The sequence below is a fragment of the Halopseudomonas sp. 4NH20-0008 genome (assembly GCF_057548395.1).
Map to the genome: position 1 here is coordinate 100007 of NZ_BAAJMD010000013.1, position 25931 is coordinate 125937.

Annotated in this window: 21 protein-coding genes and 1 tRNA gene; 18 read left to right on the forward strand and 4 right to left on the reverse strand. The window is 58.6% G+C overall.

The genetic code is table 11. The features are described 5' to 3' along the window. Nucleotides 1-9: 9 nt before the first annotated feature. The 16 genes from tssC (at nucleotide 10) to AC27HQ_RS13650 (ending at nucleotide 20995) form a co-directional block, all read left to right on the forward strand. The gene (gene tssC, locus AC27HQ_RS13575; protein WP_487156717.1) at nucleotides 10-1485 is read left to right on the forward strand and encodes a type VI secretion system contractile sheath large subunit; all 1476 of its coding nucleotides are present in this window, start codon (nucleotides 10-12) and stop codon (nucleotides 1483-1485) included. A 6-nt stretch (nucleotides 1486-1491) separates the two neighbouring features. Beyond that, nucleotides 1492-1896 (forward strand): type VI secretion system baseplate subunit TssE, encoded by a 405-nt coding sequence (gene tssE / locus AC27HQ_RS13580; protein ID WP_487156718.1) that lies wholly within the window; start codon nucleotides 1492-1494, stop codon nucleotides 1894-1896. 11 nt (nucleotides 1897-1907) lie between these two features. Beyond that, complete coding sequence (locus AC27HQ_RS13585; RefSeq protein ID WP_487156719.1) at nucleotides 1908-2189, forward strand: PAAR domain-containing protein; 282 nt, start codon at nucleotides 1908-1910, stop codon at nucleotides 2187-2189. 164 nt (nucleotides 2190-2353) lie between these two features. Beyond that, the gene (gene tssF / locus AC27HQ_RS13590) at nucleotides 2354-4144 is read left to right on the forward strand and encodes a type VI secretion system baseplate subunit TssF (RefSeq protein WP_487156720.1); all 1791 of its coding nucleotides are present in this window, start codon (nucleotides 2354-2356) and stop codon (nucleotides 4142-4144) included. After that, nucleotides 4108-5115, forward strand: a complete 1008-nt coding sequence (gene tssG, locus AC27HQ_RS13595; RefSeq protein WP_487156721.1) for a type VI secretion system baseplate subunit TssG — start codon at nucleotides 4108-4110, stop codon at nucleotides 5113-5115. The genes tssF and tssG overlap by 37 nt, the downstream gene beginning before the upstream one ends. A gap of 11 nt (nucleotides 5116-5126) precedes the next feature. Then, nucleotides 5127-7772, forward strand: coding sequence for a type VI secretion system ATPase TssH (gene tssH, locus AC27HQ_RS13600; RefSeq protein WP_487156722.1), 2646 nt, complete (start codon nucleotides 5127-5129; stop codon nucleotides 7770-7772). Between the two features lie 10 nt (nucleotides 7773-7782). Beyond that, a complete protein-coding gene (locus AC27HQ_RS13605; protein ID WP_487156737.1) occupies nucleotides 7783-9330 on the forward strand; it encodes a sigma 54-interacting transcriptional regulator in 1548 nt (515 codons plus the stop codon). Nucleotides 9331-9410: 80 nt separating this feature from the next. Next, the gene (locus AC27HQ_RS13610) at nucleotides 9411-9542 is read left to right on the forward strand and encodes a type VI secretion protein (RefSeq protein ID WP_487156723.1); all 132 of its coding nucleotides are present in this window, start codon (nucleotides 9411-9413) and stop codon (nucleotides 9540-9542) included. A gap of 21 nt (nucleotides 9543-9563) precedes the next feature. Then, the gene (gene tagH, locus AC27HQ_RS13615; protein ID WP_487156724.1) at nucleotides 9564-10769 is read left to right on the forward strand and encodes a type VI secretion system-associated FHA domain protein TagH; all 1206 of its coding nucleotides are present in this window, start codon (nucleotides 9564-9566) and stop codon (nucleotides 10767-10769) included. Nucleotides 10770-10774: 5 nt separating this feature from the next. Next, a complete protein-coding gene (gene tssJ, locus AC27HQ_RS13620; RefSeq protein WP_487156725.1) occupies nucleotides 10775-11254 on the forward strand; it encodes a type VI secretion system lipoprotein TssJ in 480 nt (159 codons plus the stop codon). Nucleotides 11255-11256: 2 nt separating this feature from the next. Then, the gene (gene tssK / locus AC27HQ_RS13625) at nucleotides 11257-12588 is read left to right on the forward strand and encodes a type VI secretion system baseplate subunit TssK (protein WP_487156726.1); all 1332 of its coding nucleotides are present in this window, start codon (nucleotides 11257-11259) and stop codon (nucleotides 12586-12588) included. Between the two features lie 4 nt (nucleotides 12589-12592). Further along, entirely contained in the window at nucleotides 12593-13477 is an 885-nt protein-coding gene (gene icmH / locus AC27HQ_RS13630; RefSeq protein ID WP_487156727.1) for a type IVB secretion system protein IcmH/DotU, read from the forward strand. After that, the gene (tssM, locus tag AC27HQ_RS13635) at nucleotides 13474-16923 is read left to right on the forward strand and encodes a type VI secretion system membrane subunit TssM (RefSeq protein ID WP_487156728.1); all 3450 of its coding nucleotides are present in this window, start codon (nucleotides 13474-13476) and stop codon (nucleotides 16921-16923) included. Before icmH ends, tssM begins: the two co-directional genes overlap by 4 nt. Beyond that, nucleotides 16923-17651 (forward strand): PP2C family protein-serine/threonine phosphatase, encoded by a 729-nt coding sequence (locus AC27HQ_RS13640; protein ID WP_487156729.1) that lies wholly within the window; start codon nucleotides 16923-16925, stop codon nucleotides 17649-17651. The genes tssM and AC27HQ_RS13640 overlap by 1 nt, the downstream gene beginning before the upstream one ends. Nucleotides 17652-17668: 17 nt before the next feature. Further along, a complete protein-coding gene (locus AC27HQ_RS13645; protein ID WP_487156730.1) occupies nucleotides 17669-18646 on the forward strand; it encodes a serine/threonine-protein kinase in 978 nt (325 codons plus the stop codon). 285 nt (nucleotides 18647-18931) lie between these two features. Beyond that, a complete protein-coding gene (locus AC27HQ_RS13650) occupies nucleotides 18932-20995 on the forward strand; it encodes a TonB-dependent receptor family protein (protein WP_487156731.1) in 2064 nt (687 codons plus the stop codon). A gap of 174 nt (nucleotides 20996-21169) precedes the next feature. Here AC27HQ_RS13650 and AC27HQ_RS13655 read toward each other — a convergent pair. Continuing rightward, a tRNA-Pro gene (locus AC27HQ_RS13655) sits at nucleotides 21170-21246 on the reverse strand. A gap of 93 nt (nucleotides 21247-21339) precedes the next feature. After that, nucleotides 21340-21909, reverse strand: coding sequence for a molybdenum cofactor guanylyltransferase MobA (mobA, locus tag AC27HQ_RS13660; RefSeq protein ID WP_487156738.1), 570 nt, complete (start codon nucleotides 21907-21909; stop codon nucleotides 21340-21342). Between the two features lie 82 nt (nucleotides 21910-21991). Here mobA and moaB point away from each other — a divergent pair, with 82 nt between their 5' ends. After that, a complete protein-coding gene (moaB, locus tag AC27HQ_RS13665; protein WP_487156732.1) occupies nucleotides 21992-22528 on the forward strand; it encodes a molybdenum cofactor biosynthesis protein B in 537 nt (178 codons plus the stop codon). Nucleotides 22529-22533: 5 nt separating this feature from the next. Continuing rightward, the gene (locus AC27HQ_RS13670) at nucleotides 22534-23733 is read left to right on the forward strand and encodes a molybdopterin molybdotransferase MoeA (protein ID WP_487156733.1); all 1200 of its coding nucleotides are present in this window, start codon (nucleotides 22534-22536) and stop codon (nucleotides 23731-23733) included. A gap of 514 nt (nucleotides 23734-24247) precedes the next feature. On the opposite strand, the gene AC27HQ_RS13675 is transcribed toward AC27HQ_RS13670, so the two are convergent. Both AC27HQ_RS13675 and AC27HQ_RS13680 read right to left on the reverse strand, forming a co-directional pair. Next, complete coding sequence (locus AC27HQ_RS13675) at nucleotides 24248-25615, reverse strand: DUF1329 domain-containing protein (protein WP_487156739.1); 1368 nt, start codon at nucleotides 25613-25615, stop codon at nucleotides 24248-24250. 33 nt (nucleotides 25616-25648) lie between these two features. Next, on the reverse strand, nucleotides 25649-25931 hold a 283-nt coding region (locus AC27HQ_RS13680; RefSeq protein ID WP_487156734.1), incomplete at its 5' end, for a DUF1302 family protein.

The window sequence follows — 25931 nt, forward strand, 5'->3', positions numbered from 1 at the left end:
CGCGCGACCATGACGACCCAAACCGCACTGGACACCAGTCAGAACACGACTGAAGAAAGCATTCTCGATCGCATCATTGCCGAAACCCGGCTGAGCCCCGAAGACGAGGCCTACGGCATAGCCAAACGCGGCGTTTCCGCCTTCATTGAAGAGCTGTTGAAACCGCACAATGACAAAGAGCCGGTGAAAAAGGCCATGGTCGATCGGATGATCGCCGAAATTGATGCCAAGCTCAGCCAGCAGATGGATGAAATTCTGCACAACGCCAGCTTCCAGGCGCTGGAATCCTCCTGGCGTGGACTCAAGCTGCTGGTCGATCGCACGGATTTCCGTGAAAACATCAAGATCGAGGTCATCAATGCCTCCAAGCAGGATCTGCTCGAGGACTTTGAAGACAGCCCCGATATCGTCCAGTCAGGTCTATACAAGCACGTCTATACCGCCGAGTACGGTCAGTTCGGTGGGCAACCGGTCGGCGCGCTGATTTCCAGCTATTATTTCGACCCCAGCGCACCCGACATCAAGACCCTGCAATATGTCGCCAGTGTCGCCAGCATGTCCCATGCGCCCTTTATCGCCTCGGCGGGTCCGAAATTCTTCGGCCTGGAAAGCTTCACCGGGCTGCCGGACATCAAGGACCTCAAGGATCACTTCGAAGGCCCACAATTTGCCAAATGGCAGTCCTTCCGTGAGCGAGAAGATTCCCGCTATGTCGGCCTGACCCTGCCACGCTTCCTGCTACGCAACCCCTATGATCCGGAAGAAAATCCGGTCAAGAGCTTCGTCTACAAGGAAAACGTCTCGGCCAGCCATGAAGATTATCTGTGGGGCAACACCGCCTTTGCCTTTGCCACACGCCTGACCGAAAGCTTCGCCAAGTTCCGCTGGTGTCCGAACATTATCGGCCCGCAAAACGGTGGCGCCGTTGAGGATCTGCCCCTGCACCATTTCGAGAGCATGGGCGAAATCGAAACCAAGATCCCCACCGAAGTACTGGTCTCGGACCGCCGCGAATACGAACTGGCCGAAGAGGGCTTTATCGCCCTGACCATGCGCAAGGGCAGCGATAACGCGGCCTTCTTCTCGGCCAACTCGGCCCAGAAGGCCAAGTTCTTCGGCAACAGTGAAGAAGGCAAGAATGCCGAGCTGAACTATCGCCTGGGCACCCAACTGCCCTACCTGTTTATCGTCAACCGTTTAGCCCACTACCTCAAGGTACTGCAGCGCGAGCAGATCGGTGCATGGAAGGAACGCACCGACCTGGAGCTGGAACTGAACAAGTGGATTCGCCAATACGTTGCCGATCAGGACAATCCCAACCCGGAAGTTCGTGGCCGTCGTCCGCTGCGCGCTGCACACATCGGCGTGTCGGAAGTGGAAGGCGAACCCGGCTGGTATCGCGTCAACCTGAGCGTGCGTCCGCACTTCAAGTACATGGGTGCTGATTTCACCCTGTCGCTGGTTGGCAAGCTGGACAAAGAGTAAGCCCCGATGAGTTACGGCAGCCTGTTTGAACGTCTTGGGGGTGAGGTCGGCGCGCGCGCCGACCATAGCCAACACGACGCGGTTATGAGTTCGGTGGCACGCCACCTGGCGCGGATGCTCAGCACCCGCGCTGGCAGCGTGCAAACCCTGCCGGACTATGGGCTGCCAGATCTCAACGACATGCGTTTATCGATGCACGACGCACTGCAGCAGGCTCGCAGTGCCATTGAGCGCTTTATCGAGCGCTACGAACCTCGTCTGCGACAGGTCAATGTGATTGCCCTGCCCCGTGACAACGATCTTTTGTGTCTGTCCTTCGCCATCGAAGGTCAGCTCGATGTGGCCGGTCATAAACGCCACGTAAGCTTTGCCGCCCGCCTTGATGGCAGCGGCCAGGTCAAAATTCAATAAAGGAAACAGGGATGTCAGGCAAACCCGCTGCACGACTGGGCGACCTCAGCAACTGCCCGAAAACCGGCCACGGCAGGAACCCGATCAGCGCTGGTTCGCCAGACGTCCTGATTGATGGACTGCCCGCGGCGCGCATGGGCGATCCAACCGGCTGCGGCAGCGTCATCAGCAGCGGCGTCAGTGGCTCGGTCATTATCAACGGCCAGCCGGCAGCAGTGCTGGGAAGCCAGGGCGATCACGGCAATGTGGTGGTAGCGGGTTCCAGCACGGTACTGATTGGAAGCGGTAGCTAAAGCCAGGCAGGGGCAAGCCTGATCGAACACTCGAATAACCATTCGAAATGCGTGTTGGAACGTTTACTTCACCTGTTTGATGAAGACCGGAACAGGCTAAAACGCCGAGCAGCGCTTTATGCGTGTGTTAATCGAAATATTGCCAGTACAACAAGGATAGTTGCGTGTCATTCAATCACTACTACCAAAGCGAACTGACCGCCCTGCGCCAGATGGGCAAGCGTTTTGCCGAGCGCAGCCCGGCGCTGGCGCCGTTTTTGGGACAGAGTGGCAAGGACCCGGATGTCGAGCGACTGCTGGAGGGCTTTGCCTTTCTTACCGGGCGCTTGCGGCAGAAGCTCGATGACGAGTTGCCTGAACTGACTCACTCGCTGATGCACCTGTTGTGGCCCAATTACATGCGCCCGCTGCCGGCCTTCAGCATGCTGCAGTTCGATCCATTGATGCGCAGCGGCCCGGCTGTGAACGTGCCGCGTGGCACCCCCGTGGAATCCAAGCCGGTGCAGGGTGCGGCCTGCCAGTTTCGCACCACCAGTGCTGTCGAGCTGCTGCCCTTGACTGTGCGCAGTCTGGAATACTCGGTCAAAGGTGAAGGCGCGCTGCTCAGCCTCAAGCTGAAGATGAGTTGCGAGGGTCATCTGGGCGATCTGCAGCTACAGCGCTTGCGACTGCATCTGGCAGGCGAGCGCTATATCAGCCAGATGCTCTATCTGGGCCTGCTGCGGCATATGGATGACCTGACCCTGGTACTGCTCGACAAGCAGGGCAAGCCGTTGCCGGATGACCTGCAGAGCAAGGGCATCAAGCTCCACCTGGGCCAGCAGCATCTGCAGCCCGGTGGCTTTGGCGAAGACGAAGCACTGGTGCCCTATCCGCTGAATACCTTCAGCGGCTACCGTTATCTGCAGGAATACTTCGCCTTCCAGGACAAGTTTCTGTTCGTTGACCTGAGTGGACTGCAGATACTCCAGCGTCTGCCAGCCGAGCGATTACAGCAGGCCCACGGTCTGGAGCTGCGCTTCAATATTGGCAAGACCGGTAGCCAGCGCATTCGTCCAACGGCTGACAATATCCGCCTGCACTGCACACCGGTCGCCAATCTGTTCACTCAGGACGCCACACCGATCCGCCTGGATGGTCGCCAGGATCAGTATCTGTTGCGCCCTGCCGAGTTTGGCAACCAGCAATGCGGGGTCTATTCGGTCGAACGCGTGGTTGGCTGGAAGCCCGGCGGCATGGGCTATGAGGAATACGTTTCATTTGAATCCTTTGAGCATGACCGAGCCCTGGACGGCCTTGAAAGCAAGCCGCATTACAGCCTGCGCCAGTACCCGTCGGTGCTGGGTGACACGCTGGAAACCTACCTGAGCTTTGGCCCGCGCAGCCTTGATCGGCATGAAACACTGTCTATCGAAATGGTCTGCACCAACCAGAACCTGCCCAGCCAGTTGGCCATGGGCGATATTTGCCGGCTCAGTGAAGACACCCCGGATTTTCTCAGTTTCCGGAATATCAGCAACATCACCCCCAGCTACGCCCCGCCCGTGGACAGTGATTTCCTGTGGAAACTGATCAGCAACATGTCACTGAACTATCTGTCGCTGGCCAATGTTGATGCCCTGCGGGTCATCCTGCAGACCTATGACCTGCCTCGTCATTACGACCAGAACGCAGCGCGCATCAGTCAGCGGCTGCTGGATGGCCTGAAGAAAATCAGCCACAGCCAGGTCGATCGCCTGCACCAGGGTTTACCGGTGCGCGGCATACGTACCGAGCTGTTAATGGATGCCGACAATTATCTGGGCGAAGGCGACATGTTCGTCTTTGCCTCGGTGCTAAACGAATTCTTTGCACTCTACGCCAGCCTCAACTCCTTTCACGAGTTGAAGGTTAAAAGTACCCAGGGAGAACACTACCAATGGACACCGCGCATGGGGTTGCAGCCCCTGCTTTGAGCGGGCTGACCCGGAGTATCCGTGAGTACAGCCTGTTTCAGGGTGTCATGCAGGTACTCGACAGACTGCGAACCGACTCGCCGGAATTGAATGACGAGGCGCTCTACGAGCGCATCGAATTTCAGGCCAATCCGAGCATGGGTTTCCCTGGCTGCGATATCGAGCAGGTAGTGTTCTTTCATGAGCAGGGTGAGCTGCGCGCGCGTATCCGCGTCAATCTGATCGGGTTGTTTGGTTCGGGCTCGCCACTGCCGGCGTTTTACAGCGAACAGGCCCTGGGTGATGGCCCCAACGGCAATACCACGCGGGATTTTCTCGACCTGTTCAACAACCGTCTGCAGCGCCTGATGCTGCCGATTTGGCGCAAATACCGCTATCGCGCCCAATTCCAACGCGGCGCCAGTGACGCCTTCTCGGCCCGCCTGTTCGCCCTGATCGGGCTGGGAAATGAGCCACTGCGCGAAGACAGCACACTGGACTGGAAGCGGCTACTGCCCTACCTCGGGTTGCTGAGTATGCGCATTCAGTCCGCAGCCTTGCTGGAGTCCGTGCTGCGTTATTACTTCAAGCACCGCGCCATGCAGATCGAAGAGTGTGTCGAGCGCCATGTGGTGATCGGCAGCGAGCAGCGCAACAGCCTGGGACTGGCCAACAGCGGTCTGGGCAGCAGCCTGGTACTGGGTGAGCAGGTACGCGATCGCAGTGGCAAATTCCGTATTCATATACGCGACCTGAGCTGGGATCGCTTCCATGATTTTCTGCCCAGGGGCGCTGAGTACCAACCCTTGTTGGCACTGGTGCGCTTCAGTTTGCGCGCACCGCTGGCCTACGACCTGAGACTGCAGTTACGCCATGAGGAACTGCGCGAGTTACGCCTGGGCAATGACAACGTCTGCCGGCTGGGATGGACCAGTTGGCTTGGAGACCGGGATGAAGACGCTGAAGTCACCCTGGCCGGCCGAACACATTAAGGAATGATGACATGATCAATATCGACATCCAGAAACTGGTACAGGCCCTCGACAGCCGATGCCGCGCTGACCTCGAAAGCGCGGCGCAGCACTGCGTCGCCCGCAGCGCCGGCAAGGTAGCCGTTGAGGACCTGCTGCTGATGCTGCTTGAGCGCCCTGACAGCCTGCTGAAACTGGCCCTGCAGGATGCCGGCGTGAGCAACGAGGACATGACCGCACAACTGCAGAGCGGCACCGGCAACGACAGCGCACGCAGCCCGGTTTTTTCCCTCGAGCTGGTGCAATGGCTGCAGGATGCCTTGCTGGTTGCCAACCTCGAACTGGGTCGTTCTGAGGTTGATCAGGCCGCACTGCTACTCGGCCTACTGCGTAATCCATTGCGCCATGCCGGCACCCGCTATCAAGGCCTGATCAGCCGCATCAATGCCGAACGTCTGACTGACTTTATCGCCTCAGCCCAACAGCAGGAAGCAACTCAACCCGCCGCCAGCAACACCGAACAGACATCCCTGTTGCAGCGCTTTACCCACAACCTGACCCAGCAGGCACGTGACGGCAAACTGGATCCGGTGTTGTGCCGCGACGAGTCCATTCGCCAGATGATCGACATCCTCGCCCGACGCCGCAAGAACAACCCCATCGTGGTTGGCGAAGCCGGCGTGGGCAAAACCGCCATAGTCGAAGGCTTGGCCTTGCGTATTGCCGCAGGCGAAGTCCCGGAGGTATTACGCCATGCCGAACTGCTGGCACTCGACCTGGGCTTGGTGCAAGCCGGCGCCAGCGTCAAGGGTGAGTTCGAGCGTCGCTTGCAGGGCGTGATAGACGCCGTCAAAACCCACGTCAAACCAGTGATTCTGTTTATCGACGAGGCCCATACGCTGATTGGTGCCGGCGCCCAGGCCGGCGGATCTGACGCAGCCAACCTGCTCAAGCCAGCACTGGCTAGGGGTGAGCTGCGGACTATCGCCGCCACGACCTGGAGCGAATACAAAAAGTATTTCGAAAAAGACCCGGCCCTGACCCGCCGTTTTCAACCGGTACAGTTGCTGGAACCGACCACCTCAGAGGCGGTTACCATTCTGCGTGGCCTGGCACCGCTGTATGAGCGCAGCCATGGTGTCTATCTGCGCGATGATGCGGTGGTCGCCGCCGCTGAACTCTCGGCCCGCTATCTGACAGGTCGGCAATTGCCCGACAAGGCCGTGGACGTGCTCGATACCGCCTGCGCCCGGGTTCGCATCAACCTGGCCTCGGCGCCCCAGGCGATCGAACGGCTGCGTACCGGCATCGCTGAACGCCAACGTCAGCAGCTGGCCATGCAGCGTGATCTGGACGCCGGTCTGGCGCTTGATCCGGCGGCCTTCGATGCCCTGCAGATACAGCTTGAAGAGAATGAGACCGAGCTCGGCGCACTGACCCGTGAATGGGATAGTCAACGGGCCCTGGCCAGCGAACTCATGGACTTGCGCAAGCTCTGTGCCGAGCGCCACGCCGCTGCACAGAAGACCGAGCTGAGCAACAGCGAATCGGACAGTCCGCTCGAAAGCACTGACACCGCTGAAGACCCTCAGCAAGCCAACCCGGAGCAACGTATGCAGGCGCTGCAGGCGCAAATCAGCGCCCTGCCCGCCGATCAGCGGCTGGTCAGCCATGAGGTCTGTCCACGTCTGGTTGCCGAGGTCATCAGCCACTGGACTGGTGTGCCCCTGAGCCAATTGGCCCGCGAACATAATGACAAGGTCAGCCGCTTTGCCGACGACCTGCGCCTGCGCGTACGCGGCCAGGAACAAGCAGTACAAGCCATTGATCGCGCAGTAAGGGCTACCGCGGCCGGCCTGAACAACCTGCCGGCCCCGGCGGGGGTATTTCTGCTGGTTGGCCCCAGTGGCGTCGGCAAGACCGAAACCGCACTGGCCCTGGCTGATCTGCTGTATGGCGGTGAGCGCTTTCTGACCACCATCAACATGAGCGAATTCCAGGAAAAGCACAGCGTTTCACGCCTGCTCGGTGCGCCACCCGGTTACGTTGGCTATGGCGAAGGCGGCATGCTGACTGAAGCCGTGCGACAAAAGCCCTATTCCGTGGTGCTGCTCGATGAAGTTGAAAAGGCCGATCCGGACGTACTCAATGTGTTCTATCAGATCTTTGACAAGGGCGTGGCCAATGATGGCGAAGGACGCGAGATCAACTTCCGCAACACCCTGATCCTGATGACCTCGAACCTTGCCAGCGAACAGATCATTCAGCTGTGTACCGGCGACCAACGCCCGCAACCCGAGGAGCTGGAACAGGCCATCCGTCCGACCCTGAGCCGCCACTTCAAGCCGGCGCTGCTGGCACGCATGCGGGTTGTGCCCTATTTTCCGGTGGATGGCGAGGTGTTGCATGAGCTGACCACCCTCAAACTGCACCGCTTTGGTCAACGCCTTGAGCGCCGCCAACTGGGCTTCAGCCACTGTGCTGCGCTGGTCACTCATCTGGCCGAGCGCTGCCGCGATACAGCCAGTGGTGCACGTTTGATTGATCAACTGATAGATCAGCATCTGCAGCCGCAGGTGGTTGATCGGGTACTGGATGCCATGGCCAGCGGTGAAGCTCTGCGCCATGTGCACGCCACGCTCGATGGACAGGGAGCACTGGTCTGTGAGTTCGCTTAAATTGCCTGCCCTGTTCGATCCGCTCGCCCAACCGCTACATTATGCAGAAGCGCTGTTGGCCGAGTTTGCCCAATTGGCCCGACTGCGCAACAGTCGCCAGCTGCAGGATCATCTAGTCACGGCGGTTGCCGAGCTGACTGGCTGTCCGTTGTGTCAGCTGTATTTGCTGGATGCCACACATACCCGCCTGCTGCTCGCGGCAAACTGGCTGGATGGTCAGCTCAACGCGGTTGACAGTGGCGCCCTGCCGAGCGATTACAACGAAGAACAATTACTGCAATACAGCCTGTGCCAAAACGAAGTATTGAACATCCCCAATCTGGACAGCAGTACCTGTGATACCAGTTTTCTACCCTCCCTCGGCAGCAACTGGAGAAGCCTGTTGTGTCTGCCCATTCGTGATGGCCAGGAACATATCAGCGGCCTCCTGCTGATTGCCAGCCATGCCGCTACTGACCTGCAGTGTTTTGCTCACTCGTTACGTTTGCTTGGCGACTTTTCAAGCGCCCAGATGCAGATGCTCAACCAGTTGCATGTTGGCCAACAGCCGACCAACGAGCCCCTGCCCGCCAGCACCGGAAACAGCCGTGGCTATGGCCTGATTGGCGACAGTGAAGCCATGCAGGGGGTCTATCAACTGATTGGCAAGGTACTGCACAACCCGGTGACGGTATTGCTCACCGGCGAAAGCGGCACAGGCAAGGAACTGGTCGCCAAGGCCATCCATGATTATGGTTCACGTCGAACCAAGCCGCTGATCGTGCAGAACTGTGCCGCGCTGCCGGAGAGCCTGCTTGAAAGTGAACTCTTTGGTTATCGCAAGGGAGCCTTCACCGGTGCTGAACAGGATCGCAAAGGGCTGCTCGATGCAGCCAATGGCGGCACCCTGTTTCTTGATGAAATAGGCGATATGCCGTTGTCGCTGCAAGCCAAATTGCTGCGCGTGTTGCAGGAGGGCGAAGTACGCCCTCTGGGCAGTAATGAAACCCACAAGGTCGATGTGCGGATTATTGCCGCGACCCATCAGGACCTGCATGAAATGGTCCGTGCTGGCCAGTTCCGTGAAGACCTCTACTACCGGCTCAGCCACTTTCCGATTGAACTGCCGCCCCTGCGTGAACGCAGTGACGACATTCAGTTACTGGCACGCCGCTTCGTCGAGGATGCCTGCTGTTTTTTGCAGCGTGAGACCTGTTACTGGGCCGAAGGCACCCTGGAGCTGTTGAGTAGCTACCACTTCCCCGGAAACGTTCGCGAACTCAAGGGCATGATTGCCCGGGCCATGCTGCTGTGCGACGGCAACCTGCTGTTGCAGGAGCATTTCAACCTGCCAAAGGACAGCCAGGCTGGTCCGAGTCTGAGCTTGCGCGAACGCCTCGAACGCGTTGAACGCAACCTGCTGCTCGACTCACTGCAACGCAATCAGGGCAACCAGACCCTTGCCGCCACAGAGCTGGGCCTGCCACGCCGCACCCTGCTTTACCGCATGCAGCGTCTGAATATCAACCCAGCCGAGGCCAAGGCCAGAGACAAGAACAATGCCCAGAACAGCCATTAGTCTGGCGGTCAAGCTGGTTTGCCACGCCCTGGCAGCCCTTGTGACGCCCGGCAATCATCCAGCAATGAGGAACTAGCTACATGAACAAATCAATCTGCTCTATCGCCCTGCTGTCACTTGCGGCCCTGCTGTTCGCCACCGGCTGTGGCACCGGCAGCCTGAAAGACTACCGTCCACTGGGTGAGCCGCAGGCTACCAGCCGTTCCAACTGATCAATACAGGAGCTTTTCACCATGGAACTGGTTTTCGATATGGTTAGCGCCCCGCAGCAGATTCCGGGTATGGCTGCCAGCAAAACCTTCAGACACGCCGGCGGCATTATCGGCCGCAGCGATGATTGCGACTGGGTCATCCCGGACCGCAATCGGGTGATTTCCGGCCGTCATGCGTTGGTCAGCTATGACAACGGCGCCTTCTTTCTGACGGATACCAGCAGCAACGGCATTCAGATCAAGAACAGTGGCATGCCCCTGTCGAAAGGGCAGGCGGTGCGCATCGAACATGGCAACGTTTACTGCCTGGGCGAGTTTGAAATCCGCGCCAAGCTGATTCAGGACCCGACCCACTTCGAAACCGGGCTGCACCACAGTCAGCCAACCGGCAGCATCATCCCGGATGATGCCTTCCTTGACCTTGATCCGCTGAATGCCCTGGATCAGCAGGAGCGCATGCACTATCAGGGCGACTCCCTGTCGCTGCTGGAACCGGTCAGCGAGTTCAAGGAAGTGCCCCTACAACCGCAGGATCATGCCCGTATCGACACCGAAAGCCTGACGGTACCGGAGCTGATTCCACCGCCTCCACCACCGGCTCCTGCACCCCAACCGGCCATTCGGGAAACCCTGCCTTCGACTTTCTGGGCCAAGTACGAGCAGGCACTGGGCGTCAGTCTCGACGGCCTCAGCGACGAGCAGCGTGAAGCCCTGGCACTGAGTTCGGCGGCACTGCTGCGGCAATGCATAGGCAATCTGCAACAAAGCCTCAAAACCCGCAGTGAACTGAAGGCCGACATGCGCCTGGCGCAGACCACGGTGCAGAGCGCAGGTAATAACCCGCTGAAACATACCGCCGATGGTGGCGAGGCCATGACCGCATTGCTGCGTCGTCAGGACCCCGGGCAGATGCCCGCCAACCATGCGGTTGGACGCGCCTTCCGTGATCTGCAGGCGCACCAGGTGGCCCTCAGTGCCGCCAGCCGGGCGGCAGTCAAGGCCATGTTCGAGCACCTGTCACCCGAGCAACTGACCCTGCGTTTCGAGCGTGAAAACAAATCACTGTTGAATACCGCCGGTGGCCGCTGGCGTGCCTACACCAAGCTGTATCAGGCCATGCAAAGCAACGACGATTGGAGTAAACGTCTGTTCGCACGTGATTTTGCCATGGCCTATGAAGAACAGATTCGCCTGATTGCCACCCTGAACACCGATATCCAAGGATGAATGCCATGCTGCGTATTGCTCTGTTGTCCCTGCTGCTCCCCTTGCTCAGCCTCAGCGGCTGCGCGATTTTGCAGTCCAACTCCGTTACCCGCATCGACCTGACCCTGGAGGGCAGTCGTACGCTGAACCCGGATCTGAATGGTCGCCCTTCACCCATCGTTATTCGACTCTATGAGCTGAAAAACCCGGTTGCCTTCGAGCACACCGAGTTCTTTGCCCTGTATCAGCAGGCGCCAGAGGTGCTGTCGATGGACCTGATTGCCAGTGAAGAACTGGAACTGCGCCCCGGTGAAAAACAGGTACTCAAGCTGACGACCACCGAACAGGGACGCTACATCGGCGTGATCGCGGCCTACCGCAATCTGCCCGAGGCCGACTGGCGTACCGTGATCTCCCTGCGCCCCGGTGCACGCAATGAAGTCAGCCTCTACCTCGACGAACTGAGCATCGGCCCGCAGGGCAGCGACAGCGCGAAAGGAAACTGAGCATGACAACCCGTAAAGTGGTCTGGCATGAGGGCATGCTGCTGCGCCCGCAGCATTTCCAGCAGCATGACCGATACTATGAGCATCAGATGAAGTCCCGCACACTGCTGATGCAGTCTGCCTCCTGGGGCTATTTCACACTGGACATCGACAAACAGTTTCTAGCCATGGGCAAGCTGGTAGTCAGCGAAGCCAGCGGCATGCTGCCCGATGGCAGCCTGTTCGAACTGGGTGCCGAGCGCGAACCGCTGGCACTGGATATTCCTGCCAATACCAGCAACAGCGCTGTCTATCTGGCGCTGCCACTGGTAACCGGCAACCATGTCGAAACCCGCCGCCCGGAGCAAAAGGACGTACTGGCACGCTATATTGCCAGCGAAGAAGAGGTGACTGACTCCAACGCCGGTGATGACACCAGCAGCCAGATCAACTGTGGCTCACCGGATTTTCGTCTGGTCATGGGTAGCGAAGTTGATGACCCGGCCTTCGTCAAGATCAAGCTCTGTCACATCCTCGATACCACACCTGACGGCGTAGTCAGTCTGGACAGCGAGTTTGTCCCAACTTACCTGCACCTGCATACCAGCCCTTTTCTGCTCTCCTGCCTGAAAGAAGTGATCAGCATGCTCACCCACCGCGGTGACATTCTGGCTGAGCGGATCAAGGCCAGTGGCAAGGTCAGTGGTGCTGAGGTCGGTGACTTCATGATGCTGCAGCTGATCAACCGGCACGAGCCCATCCTGCGCCACCACCTGACCTCGGATCAGCTTCATCCGGAGCTGCTGTACCGTGAACTGCTGGGCCTATTGGGCGAGCTGGCAACCTTCTCCAGCGACAGCAAAAGACCCAAGCTGGATAGTCGTTACCTGCACAGCGATCAGGCTACCAGCTTTCGCAAGCTGATGGATGCACTGCGTCAAGTGCTGTCCATGGTACTGGAGCAACACGCCGTCGAGCTGGCTCTGCAGCAGCGCCAGTACGGTATTCAGGTCTCGCCGTTACAGGATCACAAGCTGCTGGCTACCTCGTCCTTTGTCCTCGCGGCCAGTGCTCAGTGCGACTCGGAAGAGCTCCGCCAGCGCTTGCCGGCGCACCTGAAGATTGGCCCGGTCGAACGCATTCGCCAACTGGTCAATCTGCATCTGCCGGGCATCCGCGTCAAACCGCTGCCCGTCGCACCACGGCAGATACCTTTCCATTCAGGCAAGACCTATTTCGCGCTGGAACTCAACTCCGAAGAGCTGGCGCAACTTGAACGCTCGGGTGGATTTGCCTTCCACGTTTCAGGCGAATTCCCGCAACTCGAGCTGACATTCTGGGCCATCAGGAACTGACACCATGATCAAGGAAATGGATTACAGCAAGGACGACCAGACGGTCATTCTCAACCGCAACGGTGATCTGCCGGCACAGACGCCGCTAACCGACTTTTCCGCGCCACCCAAGCTGGAAAAGATGGAACAGCGGATGATCTACGCCACCCGCCGACGTGCCAGCGAGGGCGTTAACCTCAGCCTCAACCCGCTGATTGCCATGGCCGCGGCACTGCTCTCGGAAGTGGTCCGACTGAAAAACAGCTATCAGGCCGAGGACCTGCACGCCCTGAAGGATCGTCTGGTCGCGGAGATCAAGCTGTTTGAACACCGCGCCCTGCAGGATGGCGGCGACAGCAGTGAGGTCATGGCAGCGCGTTATGTGCTTTGTACAGCCATCGACGAAGCAGTGGTCACCACCCCCTGGGGCAATGAAAGTGCCTGGTCGCAGATGAGTCTACTGAGCAGCTTTCACAACGAGACCTTTGGTGGTGAAAAGTTCTTCCAGTTACTCGAGCGGCTATCGCGCAATCCGGTCAAGCATCTGCACTTGCTCGAGCTGATGTACCTGTGCCTGTCCCTCGGCTTTGAGGGCAAATACCGGGTCATGCCCCGCGGCACACTGGAGCTCGAAGTCATTCGAGACAGCCTGTACCGCCAGATCCGCCAACTGCGCGGCGATATTCCCCGGGAAGTCTCACCCCACTGGCAGGGTCTGAAGGATGCCCGCGGTCAGTTTGTGCGGGTGGTGCCCTGGTGGGTCATCACGCTCTTTACGCTGATTTGTCTGGCCGTCATTTACGGCGGCTTTACCTGGGTACTGGACGAGCAGCGTCAGAGCATTCTGCAGAACTATGAACAACTGCAGTCCAGCCTTATCGACAGCACGCTCAGGGACGACGCGCAATGAATGCAAAATCCGTATTACTCAAGAGTATGACCCTGTTCAAGCGCAACTGGGTCTGGAGCCTGGTACTGGTTCTCGGTATTGCCGCCATTATCTGGTACGCCGGTCCGGCGCTGGCCATCAACGACCGTAAACCCTGGGGCTCAGCAACCAGCCGTCTGCTGACCATCAGCCTGCTGTTCCTGACCTGGGGCTTGAGCCTGGTCTACAGCAGCTGGAAGGCCAGTGCACGCAAGAAAGCCGAGGAAAACGATGCCGATGCGGCCGAACGCGCGCGCCGCGAAGGCCTGATCGTCGAAGAGCAGATGGAGCTGCATGGCCGCTTCAAGCAAGCCCTGCGCACCCTCAGTCGCTCCAGCCTGTACAAGGGCCGCAGTGAGCGCTGGCGCAGTGAGTTGCCCTGGTATCTGGTCATGGGCCCGCAATCCAGCGGCAAGACCAGCCTGCTGGACTTTTCCGGCCTGGAGTTCCCGCTGAACAAGGGCGAGCAACAGCGCCTGACCCGTGATATCACCGGCACTCGCTATGCCGATTGGTATTTTGCCGAGCATGCGGTGCTGATCGATACCGCCGGCCGCTACCTGACGCAACCGGACCCTCACGTGGATGGCATCGGCTGGCAGACGCTGCTGGGCCTGCTGCGCAACCGTCGCCAGCGCCCACTGAATGGCGTGCTGGTCAACCTGTCGATCGAACAACTGCTCAGCGACAACGAACTGGAACTGGAAACCCTGGCGCGCCAGACCCGCCAACGGCTGATCGACATAAACCAGAAGCTCGGTGTCGAAGTACCGGTCTATCTGGTCCTCAGCAAAGCCGACCGGATTCCCGGCTTCGAGGAGTATTTCGACCAGTTATCCGCTGATGAAAGCGATCAGGTGCTGGGCGCGACCTTCCGCCAGGAACAGGAAGGCACGGATATCACCGTGGTCCGGGATGAATTCGAAGAGCTGCTGCGCCGCCTCAACAGCCAGGTGATCATGCGCATGCACCAGGAACGCGATACTCAGCGCCGCGGACGCATACTCGACTTCCCGCTGCAACTCAGCCGCCTCAGCGAACAACTGAGCCTGTTTATTGAACTGGCCTTTTCCGGCAACCGCTATCAGCGCGCCAGTCAGCTGCGCGGTTTTTATCTGACCAGCGCCCCGCAGATGCGCGGTGATATCGATCCCATGACCGCCAGCATTGGCCGTAATCTGGGTCCGGTTACCAGCGACCTGCCCACGGTGCGTAGCGGTAAGGCGCGCTTTATCAAGCACCTGCTGAGCAGGGTGATTTTCCCGGAGTCCGAACTGGCCGGACTGGATCAGCGCGAGATCAAGCGTATCGACTGGCGCCAGCGCATTCTCTATGCCAGTGCCGCAGCCTGCCTACTGATTGTCGGGCTGGTCTGGGCACATAGTTTCTCGGTCAACCACGGCAAGCTGGAACAGCTACGTGGACTGGCCCAGTCGCTTGATCGACTGCAACAACAGAGTCCCAGCGGCGATGATGTGGGACGCACGCTGAGTATTCTGGATAGCCGCTACAAGGCCACCGACATCTTTGCAGCGCGTGAAGACACGCGTTGGCGCGAACGTGCCGGCCTGTTTCAAGGGCAGGAGGTTAATCCAGAGCTAGACCAGGACTACCGTGACGAACTGGAAAGCCTGCTGCTGACCCGTGTTGGGCAGCGTCTCGAAGAGCAGATTCTGTCCAGTCTGCATGACCGCGAAAAACTTTTTGGTAGCCTGCGTGCCTACCTGATGCTGAACATGCGTGAACGCCGTGAGCCTGAGTATCTCAGTGCCTGGATGGCCGATGACTGGTCCCAGCGCTACCCCGGCAACACCAAGGTGCAGGCCGGTCTCAACGGTCACTTTGAACGCCTGTTGTCGCGGCCGTTCCGTGCCTATCAACTGGACAATGCCCTGGTAGCCGAAGCGCGTCAGTACCTGCGCAGCGAATCATTGGCCAGTGTGCTCTACCGTACCCTCAGGGATCAGGCCTCGCGTCTGCCGGAATACCGCCTGATGAATCAGCTCGGTCCTCGCGGCAACATGCTGACCAGCAGCCAGAACATCATCCCCGGCTTCTTTACCCGCGACGGTTATGAGCAAATGTTTGTGGCCCAGGGCAACGACCTGGTACAGAACATGCTGCGCGACAACTGGGTACTGGGTGACAGCGATACACTCAGTTCCCAGGACATGGCACGCCTGATGGCGGAAATGGAACAGCTGTATTTTGCCGAATACGCCAACCACTGGAGTGAAGCCCTGGCCTTGCTGGCAGTAGACCCGCTGCCAGGCATTGCCGAAGGCGTGCAACAGCTCAACGGCCTGACCTCAGCCAACTCGCCGATCATCAAACTGCTCGAAGAGGTACGGCATAACACCCGTTTCAGCAGCAATGATGATCTGACTGCCGGACCTGCCAGCCGGGCACCCAGTGCGGCACAGCGAGCACTGGAGCGACGTTTCGAGGAGCTGCATCAACTGCTGGTCACCGATGGCACCCCCGGACCGGAACTGGTCCTGGCCCTGCAGGCACTGGACGCCATGCAGGTCCAACTCAATGGCCTGGCACACGCCAGTGCGCCTGAGCAGGCCGCCTTCGATATGGCCAAGGCCCGTGTCAGGGGCCAACAGGACGCCATCAATCAGGTCCGCGCCAGTGCTGCGCGCCTGCCGCAGCCGGTTGGCAACTGGTTCAAATCCCTGGCTGAAGACAGCTGGATGCTGGTGCTCAATGACGCCCATCAGTATGTCAGCCAACGCTACCGCAGCGAACTGCTGGCGGATTACCGGCGTTCGGTCGGTCAGCGCTACCCCTTCAGTACGGATAGCGAAAGCGAAGTGGCGCTGGCGGATTTTCGCGAGTTCTTCAAACCCCAGGGCACTGCCGATGTGTTCTTTGATCGCTACCTCAAACCCTTCGTCACCGGCAGCGCCGGGCAGTACCGGGTGCGTCAGGTGGATGGTCGGGGCTTGCCCGTCTCGCGCGAATTTCTCGCACAAATGGGCCGTGCAGAGACCATTCGGCGTAGTTTCTTCGCAGAAAATCCGGCAGAGCCACAGGTGCAGTTTCGACTGGAGCCCTTCCTGCTCGACTCCAACCTGGGTCGGGCCAACTTCCGCCTGGGTAACCAGAACATGGAGTATCGCCACGGCCCAATCATTCAAACAGCCTTCAGTTGGCCCGCAGCGGCAGAAAACAGCCGCAGCAGCCTGATGGTCGAGGACCTCGGTGGTCGGCGCATGACACTGGATCACAATGCCGGTGCCTGGTCACTGTTTCGCCTGCTGGATCAGCTTGAGGTCGACCACCATACCGACCGCGATGTGCTGATTCTCAAGGCCAATCTGGGCGGTATGCGCGCCAACTATTTGCTGCATAGCCAGCGCTCACCCAACCCGTTTGACTTGAGTCTGCTGCGCAGCTTTAACTTGCCAGCGAGGATCTGATGGAGCTTTTGACCCCCTGGCGCAGTGCCGCCAGAACCGATACCGGCAAGGTCCGCTCGCGCAATGAAGATGCCTTTCTGGCGTTGCCAGAGCGCGGCTTATGGGTTGTGGCGGACGGTATGGGCGGCCACCAGAACGGTGCGTTGGCTAGCCGCATGATCGTTGAAAGACTGTCCGAATTGCCCGGCGGCAGTGATCTGGACCGCCGGGTCAAGGAGCTGCGGCAAGCCCTGCACGACCTGAACAGGCGCCTGTCGCGTGACCTGACTCTGGATGCGGACAAACCCGACCCGGTCATGGGCAGCACCGTCGTGGCCCTGCTGGTCGAGGAGGATCGCGCCGTCTGTATCTGGGCTGGGGACAGCCGCTGCTACCTGTGGCGTAGCGGCAACCTGTATCAGATGTCACGTGATCACTCGCTGCTTCAGGAGTTACTCGAAGACCAGCAAATGAGCATCGAGCAGGCCTCGGCGCACCCCTCGGCCAACGCCCTGACCCGCGCGGTCGGTGCCAGTGAAAAACTCATGCTGGATGTGGTCGAGTTTACCGTCTACCCAGGTGACACCCTGCTACTGTGCAGTGACGGGCTATACCAGAGCCTGTCCAGTACCACCCTCAATTCGGCTATGGGCTTACCCTCGACCAGTCTGGTGCTTGAACGCCTGTTCGAGCATGCCCTGGATGGCCCTGCGCGCGACAACATCAGCGCGGTGGTCATTCGTCGATGAGCCTCCCGGAGAACCCCATGAATGCGCCACTCAAGGAAGAGGACGCCGAGTCCGCTCTGAATCACTTTGCCTTTGACCAACAGGCTCAAACAGCCCCTGGCGACCCGGAACCCTTAAGGGTTGTGCCGCTGCCGGATATCCTCAACCAACGCTATCACATAGAGCGATTGCTCGGTGTGGGGGGCATGGGCGCGGTCTATCGCGCGCGGGATCTTCTGCGTGCCCAGTATGGCGACCCGCAACCCTATGTTGCGCTCAAGACATTGACCGACAGCTTTGCCGAATATCCCGACGCCAATGCCCTGCTGTTCAGTGAGTTTGCCCTGACCAGCCGCTTGCATCACGCCCATGTGGTTCAGCTTTATGGCTTTGATGTCGACCAGCAAAGCCAACGCGCCTTTATCACCCTTGAGCTACTCAAAGGGCCCACCCTCGACCAGCTGATCGAGGCCAATCCTTCAGGCATGCCCTGGACGCAACTGCGCGAGATAGCCTTGCCGCTACTGCAGGCCTTGAGCTTTTCGCACCAACGTGGCGTTCTGCACGGCGACCTGAAGCCCAGTAACATCATCATGGCCGAGGATGGTCTCAGGCTCTTTGATTTTGGTCTGGGCCAGGCAACACAAGGCCTTTTGCCGGGTTTGCCACGTCTCAGCCGGGCACGTATTGCCGCCTGGACCCCGCGTTACGCCGCCCTTGAGTTACTGAACGGCGAAGCTCTGACCGCTGCCGCCGATGTCTATGGGGCTGCCTGCATTCTCTATGAGCTCAGCAGCGGTCACCACCCCTTCAGTCGGCTCACCGCCCGCCAGGCCAAAGCCATGGAGCAGGACAAAACCCTGCAACGCCCACCCCTGCTGCCCGCCCATCTATGGCCAGCATTGAAAGCCGGTATGGCTTTTGATCATAGTCAGCGTATTGACTCGACAGCGTTACTCAACGCACTCAACTCGCCAAAGCCAGGCCTGCTCAAGCGACTGACCAGGCGTACTTGATCGGCACTTGCAGCCTCGATAAACAACTCCGCCCTGCAGTGCGACATGCAGGGATGGGGTCTGCTCACAGCTGAAAATCTGCTCCCGCACAGGTCAGTCTCATATAGCCGAAAATAAAGAAATTATGGCGCCTGTGAGCAGTACCTGATCACATTAAACGCAAATCTAAATCAAATCTTATTGACAACCATTATCATTAGTATTTAATAGTGCGCGTCGCAAATGGACCTAGAAGCCATCCCATCTCCAAAGATAATGCCAACGCACACGATCCAGGATGAATTTATGAAGCCTACACAGCTGTTCAAACGCCATGGTCTGGCACTTGCCGTGACTGCAACCTTGCTGCCCATGGGCGTAGTCGCGCAAACCACCAACGCGCTACAACTGCCGTCAATGCAGGTTGTTGGCTCCGAACAGGATGCCATTTCACGTCAAACTGGCGCCGTGGTCATTATTGATCGCGAACAGATCGAGCGCATTCAGCCCAGCTCAACCGAGGATGTACTTCGCCGGGTTCCCGGTATCAATGCCAAGACCGAGGAAGAGTCTGCTGTGGTCAGTAATATCGGTATTCGTGGCCTGTCGGCCAGTGAGTCGAAATCGCTGATTCTGGAGGACGGTGTACCGGTGGCGCCGGGGCTGTTTATTGGCAATGATCGCTACTACAACCCGCGCATCCAGCGCATGGAAGGTATCGAGGTGCTCAAGGGCTCGTCTTCGCTGCGCTATGGTCCGTCCACCATCGGTGGCGTGATCAACTACCAAACCAAAACCCCTGATGGCGTTGCGCTCAACACCCGGATCGGTTCATTCAATACCCGCGAAGCAACGCTTGAGGCTGGCGGCCGCAGCGAGTCTGGTGACGCCTATGCTGGCCTGGTAGCGACCAAGGCACGGAGTGATGGCTTTCTGGATCGCGACTACGACATGACCGATCTGATGTTCAAAGCGGGTACTGCCATCGGCGACAATCAGAACATCGGCTTCAAGTACTCCTGGTACGAGAATGACGCCAACATCTCCTACCGCGGCATGTTGCTTGAGGACTACCGTGATCGGCGAACCTACAACCCGGCCCCGGATGACTACTTCCTCACTGATCGTCGTGCCTTCGACATCAATCACGAATGGCACCTGAACGATCGTGCCACCCTGCGCACCCTGGCTTACTGGAGCGAAGTGAGCCGTGACTACTGGCGTTACGCGGTTGACACCGCCGCATCCAACGCGGCGGGTCGCTGGGTCTATACCGACAGTCTGCGGGGCAACAATCGCAGCTTCGAACGCTGGGGCGTGGAATCCCGCCTGAACCTTGATCATGACCTCTTTGGTCTGATCAATGAGGCCGAGTTCGGGCTGCGCTTCATGAAGGAAGAGTCGGACGACCGCACTATAGGTGCTACCCGTGAGCGTGACCGGCGCGGCGACTTGCTCGCCAAGCGGGCCGATCTGGCCGAGAGTCTGGCCGCTTATGTGCAGAACCGTTTTGTCCTCAGCGAGCGCCTGGCGATCACCCCTGGTCTGCGCGTCGAGTCCTATGAGCAGACCCGTCGTGAGCGAGTACAAAGTGGTAACCCGGTCAATGCCTCGGAAAGCACACGGAATACTGAAGTGTTGCCAGGCGTCGGCTTCACCTATCAGTTGGCCCCTGCTGCACAGCTCTATGGTGGCGCCTATCGGGCTTTCTCACCGGCGTCCAATGGGGTGGCGCTGGATGGTCTGGTCGATCAGCAGCTGGATGGTGAACGCTCGGACAACTATGAGTTCGGTGTGCGCGGCAGCCAGGGTATCTACACCTACGATGTCACCGCCTTTTACATGGACTTCGACAATCAGGTGGTAACCGGCAACAGCGATCCTAACCTGTCGCAGTCCAATGCCGGCAAGACCCTGCACTATGGTCTGGAAGCCGCGCTGGCAATCGAACTGGGCGCAGGTTTCAGTCTGGATACCAACGCCACCTGGGTACCGAAATCGGAATTCCGTTCCGGGGACAACGAGGGTAATCGTCTACCCTATGCACCCGAGTTTCTGGCCAACGTCGCCCTCAACTACACCCAGGGTCGCCTAAGCACGGCCCTCAACGCGCACTACCGGGGCGATCAGTATGGCGACCCAACCAACCGCAAGGATATTCCTACCGATGCGGCTGGCGGCATCTGGGGCGGACAAATGCGCTCGTACACCGTGTACGACCTGCTGGCCCAATATCAGGTAAACGATCACCTGCGACTGCAGGGTGCGGTGAAGAACCTGACTGACAAGCGTTATATCACCGGTCTGCGTCAGGGCATCTATGTTGGTCCTGAGCGTTCCTTTGAAGTGGGCATGAACTACCGCTTCTGATTGATGAAAGCCACGATGCTGGGGTACCCAGCGTCGTGGCTTGAGAATCAGGGAAAACTGAGATGGAATAACCCGAAAGTGATTTTGCGGTTATTCCAGGACAAAAAAAGCCAGCATATATGCTGGCTTTTTTTGTCCGTCTGGCTTGGGGACATGCGAGCCAGAAGAGTTGATTGGTCGGAGAGACTGGATTCGAACCAGCGACCTTCTCGTCCCGAACGAGACGCGCTACCAGGCTGCGCTACACTCCGATATGGTGCAGAATTTTACCGAAAAGACGTTTTTGCGCAAGGGGTAACGCGCAAAAAATCCCGCCACGGCAGTGGCTTAGCGCTAAACAGGCGTTAACGCCAGTCCTCTGCCGTGTTGGCATTGTGCAGCCGTTTATCCGTTGCTGGCAACTCCAGATACTGATGCGACTGGCTCAACAGCCAGCGTAACGGACTGCGCTGGCCGTCAGCCCAGGCGACCTCAAGCGCGGCGAGACAGCTGCATGGAATCACCGTCAGAAGGGGCTGCCAATTATCTCCCGTCTTGATCAAACAGGGCTGATCCGGTGTCCTGGCTGCCTGTGCCAATAAGGCCTCGATCAAGGCCTGATTCAAATGCGGCAAATCACAGGGCAACACCAACAAATGGGTTGTACGGCAGGCCTTCAGGCCACTCAGGATACCCGCCAGCGGACCCGGATAATCCGTCGTTGCATCAGCAACCAGTCGATCTGCCCAGGCCTGGTATTGCGCCTGATGACGGTTGCAACTGATCAGGGTCTCGCTCACCAGCGGCCTGACCAGACTCAGTAGTTGAGGTGCAATGGGCTCGCCATGCCAAAGCATCAGTCCCTTGTCACGCCCACCCAAACGACTACCCTTCCCGCCTGCAAGCAGCAGTGCAGTGAGCGCCTGTCGAGGTATTTGCTGCATTGATTCGCCTCCGGCGATAGGGTCTGCTGTGATATAAAGAGGCATTGAATCGATTGACCAAGGATTGCCTGCCATGGCCCAGAATACCACCGATTTTATACCCCTCAATGTCGCCATCCTGACCGTCAGTGATACCCGCAGCCTGGAAACCGATACCTCTGGACAGTTCCTGGCTGATAGCGCAACAGAGGCCGGCCATTTTCTTGCTGACCGCCAGCTTCACCCTGACGACATCTACCAAATCAGGGCGGTGGTATCCGACTGGATTGCCCGACCCGAGGTACAGGTCATCCTGATCACCGGCGGCACAGGCTTCACCGGTCGCGACAGCACACCCGAGGCAATCACTCCGTTGCTGGATAAAACCGTTGACGGTTTTGGCGAGTTGTTCCGGCACCTGTCCTGGACCGAAATCGGCACATCTACCCTGCAGTCCCGGGCCCTGGCTGGGCTGGCCAACCGCACCCTGGTGGTCTGTATGCCTGGCTCAACTGGCGCTTGCCGCACCGCTTGGACAGGTATTCTCAAGGAACAGCTTGATAGCCGCACACGGCCCTGCAACTTTGTCCAGCACCTGGCCAGCGCACCAGCCTGCGGCACCCGCACGTGAGCTTGATGCCAGTCAGCAGTGCCCTTCAGCGTATTCTGGAGCAGGCGGCAGGTGAACCTGAACGCCCGATTGAGCATCTGCCTTTGCATCGGGCACTGGGTGCGGTGCTGGCCTCCCCGATACGGGCCGGTTGCGATGTGCCGCCATGGGACAACAGTGCCATGGACGGTTATGTCTTCAATAGCAATGACCTGACCCAGGCACTGCAATCAGGTTTACCTGTCACCCAACAGATCTTTGCCGGCATAGCGCCTGCACCCTTGCAAGCGGGTAGCTGCGCTCGCATCTTTACCGGCGCCCCGGTGCCAACTGGCGCCGACTGTGTAGAAATGCAAGAGCAGGTCCAGGTTATGAGTGACGGTCTGGTGAAGCTATCTGAACCGCTCACGCCAGGGCAGAATATTCGTCAAAAAGGCCAGGATGTTCGCCAAGGCGACCTACTGCTGCCTTCCGGCACACGACTGCGTCCGCAGGAATTGGGATTGATAGCCTCAGTCGGCATTGATCAGGTCGTCACGCGTCAACCCTTACGGGTGGCGGTCGTATCGACCGGCGACGAATTGATAGAACCGGGTCACCCCCTTGGGCCTGGGCAAATCTATAACAGCAACCGCTATACCTTGATCGGCTGCCTGCAAAGACTTGGTCAGAACGTCGTTGATGGCGGCATTCTCGCTGACGACCCCGTTCTCACCCGGCAACGGCTAACACAGCTGAGCCAGGACGTTGACCTGATCATCAGCTCCGGCGGTGTGTCCGTTGGCGATGCCGACTGCCTTGGTCAAATACTACGAGAACAGGGTGACGTGGTCCTTTGGAAACTGGCCATCAAGCCAGGCAAACCCTTTACCCTAGGCCGCTTTGCCGATACTCCGGTGCTGGGTTTGCCAGGCAATCCTGCGGCCAGCCTGGTGACCTTTGTACTGCTGGTAAGACCCTACTTACTGCGGCGCATGGGTATCGAACAACCCGAGCTACTAAGCTTGAGTCTGCCAGCCGGTTTCAGTACGACGCGTGTGGGCAACCGAGATGAATACCTTCGTGCCAGGCTCGACCAGGGACGCGTTGTGCTGGCAGGTAACCAGAGCTCCGGCGTACTCAGCAGCGCCAGTGCCGCCAGTGGCCTGGTTCTTGTGCCAGCCGGCCAGCTTGCTCAAGAAGGCCAACCCGTCGCCTTTCTGCCGTTCGAGGGCTTGCTGGACTGAGCAAGCCTCAGTCCTTACCGAGTGAAACTCGTCACACTCAGGAATGGGTGGGAGCGACGGCCTCGTCGCGAAGGATTTTTTCTAGCAAGGTCGAGTTCCATCTCGACCAGCAATCTCTTCTGCACCACCGCTGACCGAGATGTACTGCACGAGATCCTTTGTAAGCCTCTGCCTGGGAAGGTCGAGCTCCATCTCGACCATGGGCATCAACAGCACGCACCCTGTCCGATATAAAACACCCCACAGCCAGAATCAGGTAGGAGCGGCGGCCCCGCCGCGAAGGGTTTTGCTGCTCCTGGGAAGGTCGAGTTCCATCTCGACCAGCAACCTCAACCGCACCACCGCCAGCCGAGGTGGAACTCGGCCAATCCCAGAAAAATCAGTTCTTGTTTCCCTTGAAGGATCGAATCGCACCTCGATCACAAGCGCTGCTTTACCTTTTTCAACAGACAAAAAAAGGGGCATCCGAGGATGCCCCTTAAAACCCAAACACTTACTTGAGCAGCATTACAACTTAACGAACACCCGATGCGCGCAGCGCGGCCGGCGTGAACTGGTTGTAGCTGGGCTGGAAATCATACTGCGGAGCAGAGACTTCCTCGGTGTACATGCCCAGGGCAATGTAACGACCGGCCAGCAGGTCATACAGGGTCTCGATGGAGTAACCCGGCAGCTTCTGTACATAGTTGAAGCCTACGTGGCCTTCACCTACGCGCCACAGAGTACCGCGACCGTCATAGTGGTCAGCATGCGCGATCAGCCAGGAATCCTCGTCAACGAAGAAGTTACGCTGAGCATAGATATGGCGCTGACCGGCCTTCACGTTACCCTGAACTTCCCAAACGCGGTGCAGCTCGAAGCGGGTGTGTTCCGGATTGATGTGACCCGGCTTGAGTACATCGTCATAGGTCACGTCACGCTGGGCCATCATGTAGCTGTTGTAAGGAATGAAGACTTCCTTCTTGCCTACCATGGTCCAGTCATAACGATCAGGTGCACCGTTGTACATGGCGAAGTTGTCAGAGGTACGCATACCGTCAGACGCGGTACCTGGACCGTCATAAGCCACCTGTGGAGCACGGCGTACGCGACGCTGACCGGCGTTGTAAACCCACGCCATGCGCGGCTCTTTCAACTGATCCAGAGTATCGTGTACCAGCAGTACGTTACCGGCCAGACGAGCCGGTGCATTCACACGCTGCTTGAAGAACAGCAGGGTATTGGGAATGCTTGAGGCATCAACGTCAGCCATATACTGCGGGTAACCTACTTCCTCTTCCAGCTTGATCAGGGTGTAGGAACCGTTGGTCTGCGGCATGGCCTGCATGTACCAACGCTTGATGTTTACGCGGTAGCGGGTGTTGTGGTTCCACACCACTTCGACGCCATTCTTGGGAATGGGGAAGGCGAAGGTGCCGTGCGAGAAGTTATCAATGCCATCACCGCCGTTAACCAGACGTGCCTGACCGGCAGTTGCCTTGACCTGGTCGTACACAGACTGCGGGTAGCCCACAGTCCGCTGGGATGAATAGACCGGCATCTGGAAGGTTTCCGGATAGCGTTCAAACATCGCAATGTGACCAGGAGTCAGGTTGTCGCGGTACTGCTGGTAGTTCTGGGCAGTAATCACGAACTGGGGCTGCTCGCCCTCAAAGGGGTTGGACTGGAAGTTGTCGCCAACCATGCGGCCGGAATCCGGACCCAGACCACCGGTCCACTCGGGAATGGTACCCGCCGCATTACCGGCGCGCTCGGCACCCACTGGGGTCAGTACCGGACCACCCAGGGAGTCGATCTCAGCCTGAGTCAGGCCCTGGGCCATGACGCTGGAAGCCAACAGGCTCAGCGCCAGACCACCAGCACCCAACAGCGTTTTTTTCATTTGAGTCATTATTGTTATCTCCAATTACCAGTCTTAGAAGCTTACGCTGAGGCTTGCGGATACGAAATCACGATCAACGTTGGTGTTGTACTTACCATCGAAGAAATCGGTGTAGCTCAGGCTGGCTGTGTACTTGTTGGCGTAGTCGGCGTTCAGACCGATGCTAATAGCCTTGGCGTTTTCAGTGAAGTTCGGGCCATAACCCTCAACATCATGCGACCAAGTCAGGTTCGGGCTCAGGTTGACGCCAGCAAAGACGTTACTGTAATCAAGCGCTGCACGGACACGATAACCCCAAGACCAGTCGGTGTAGAAG

Coding starts and splice junctions, on each gene's coding strand:
- moaB (WP_487156732.1), top strand. CDS start 21,992: ATGGCCCAGAATACCACCGATTTTATACCCCTCAATGTCGCCATCCTG.
- AC27HQ_RS13670 (WP_487156733.1), top strand. CDS start 22,534: ATGCCAGTCAGCAGTGCCCTTCAGCGTATTCTGGAGCAGGCGGCAGGT.
- tssJ (WP_487156725.1), top strand. CDS start 10,775: ATGCTGCGTATTGCTCTGTTGTCCCTGCTGCTCCCCTTGCTCAGCCTC.
- AC27HQ_RS13610 (WP_487156723.1), top strand. CDS start 9,411: ATGAACAAATCAATCTGCTCTATCGCCCTGCTGTCACTTGCGGCCCTG.
- tssE (WP_487156718.1), top strand. CDS start 1,492: ATGAGTTACGGCAGCCTGTTTGAACGTCTTGGGGGTGAGGTCGGCGCG.
- tssK (WP_487156726.1), top strand. CDS start 11,257: ATGACAACCCGTAAAGTGGTCTGGCATGAGGGCATGCTGCTGCGCCCG.
- AC27HQ_RS13645 (WP_487156730.1), top strand. CDS start 17,669: ATGAATGCGCCACTCAAGGAAGAGGACGCCGAGTCCGCTCTGAATCAC.
- AC27HQ_RS13585 (WP_487156719.1), top strand. CDS start 1,908: ATGTCAGGCAAACCCGCTGCACGACTGGGCGACCTCAGCAACTGCCCG.
- tagH (WP_487156724.1), top strand. CDS start 9,564: ATGGAACTGGTTTTCGATATGGTTAGCGCCCCGCAGCAGATTCCGGGT.
- tssC (WP_487156717.1), top strand. CDS start 10: ATGACGACCCAAACCGCACTGGACACCAGTCAGAACACGACTGAAGAA.
- icmH (WP_487156727.1), top strand. CDS start 12,593: ATGATCAAGGAAATGGATTACAGCAAGGACGACCAGACGGTCATTCTC.
- tssM (WP_487156728.1), top strand. CDS start 13,474: ATGAATGCAAAATCCGTATTACTCAAGAGTATGACCCTGTTCAAGCGC.
- tssH (WP_487156722.1), top strand. CDS start 5,127: ATGATCAATATCGACATCCAGAAACTGGTACAGGCCCTCGACAGCCGA.
- tssG (WP_487156721.1), top strand. CDS start 4,108: ATGGACACCGCGCATGGGGTTGCAGCCCCTGCTTTGAGCGGGCTGACC.
- AC27HQ_RS13675 (WP_487156739.1), bottom strand. CDS start 25,615: ATGAAAAAAACGCTGTTGGGTGCTGGTGGTCTGGCGCTGAGCCTGTTG.
- AC27HQ_RS13650 (WP_487156731.1), top strand. CDS start 18,932: ATGAAGCCTACACAGCTGTTCAAACGCCATGGTCTGGCACTTGCCGTG.
- AC27HQ_RS13640 (WP_487156729.1), top strand. CDS start 16,923: ATGGAGCTTTTGACCCCCTGGCGCAGTGCCGCCAGAACCGATACCGGC.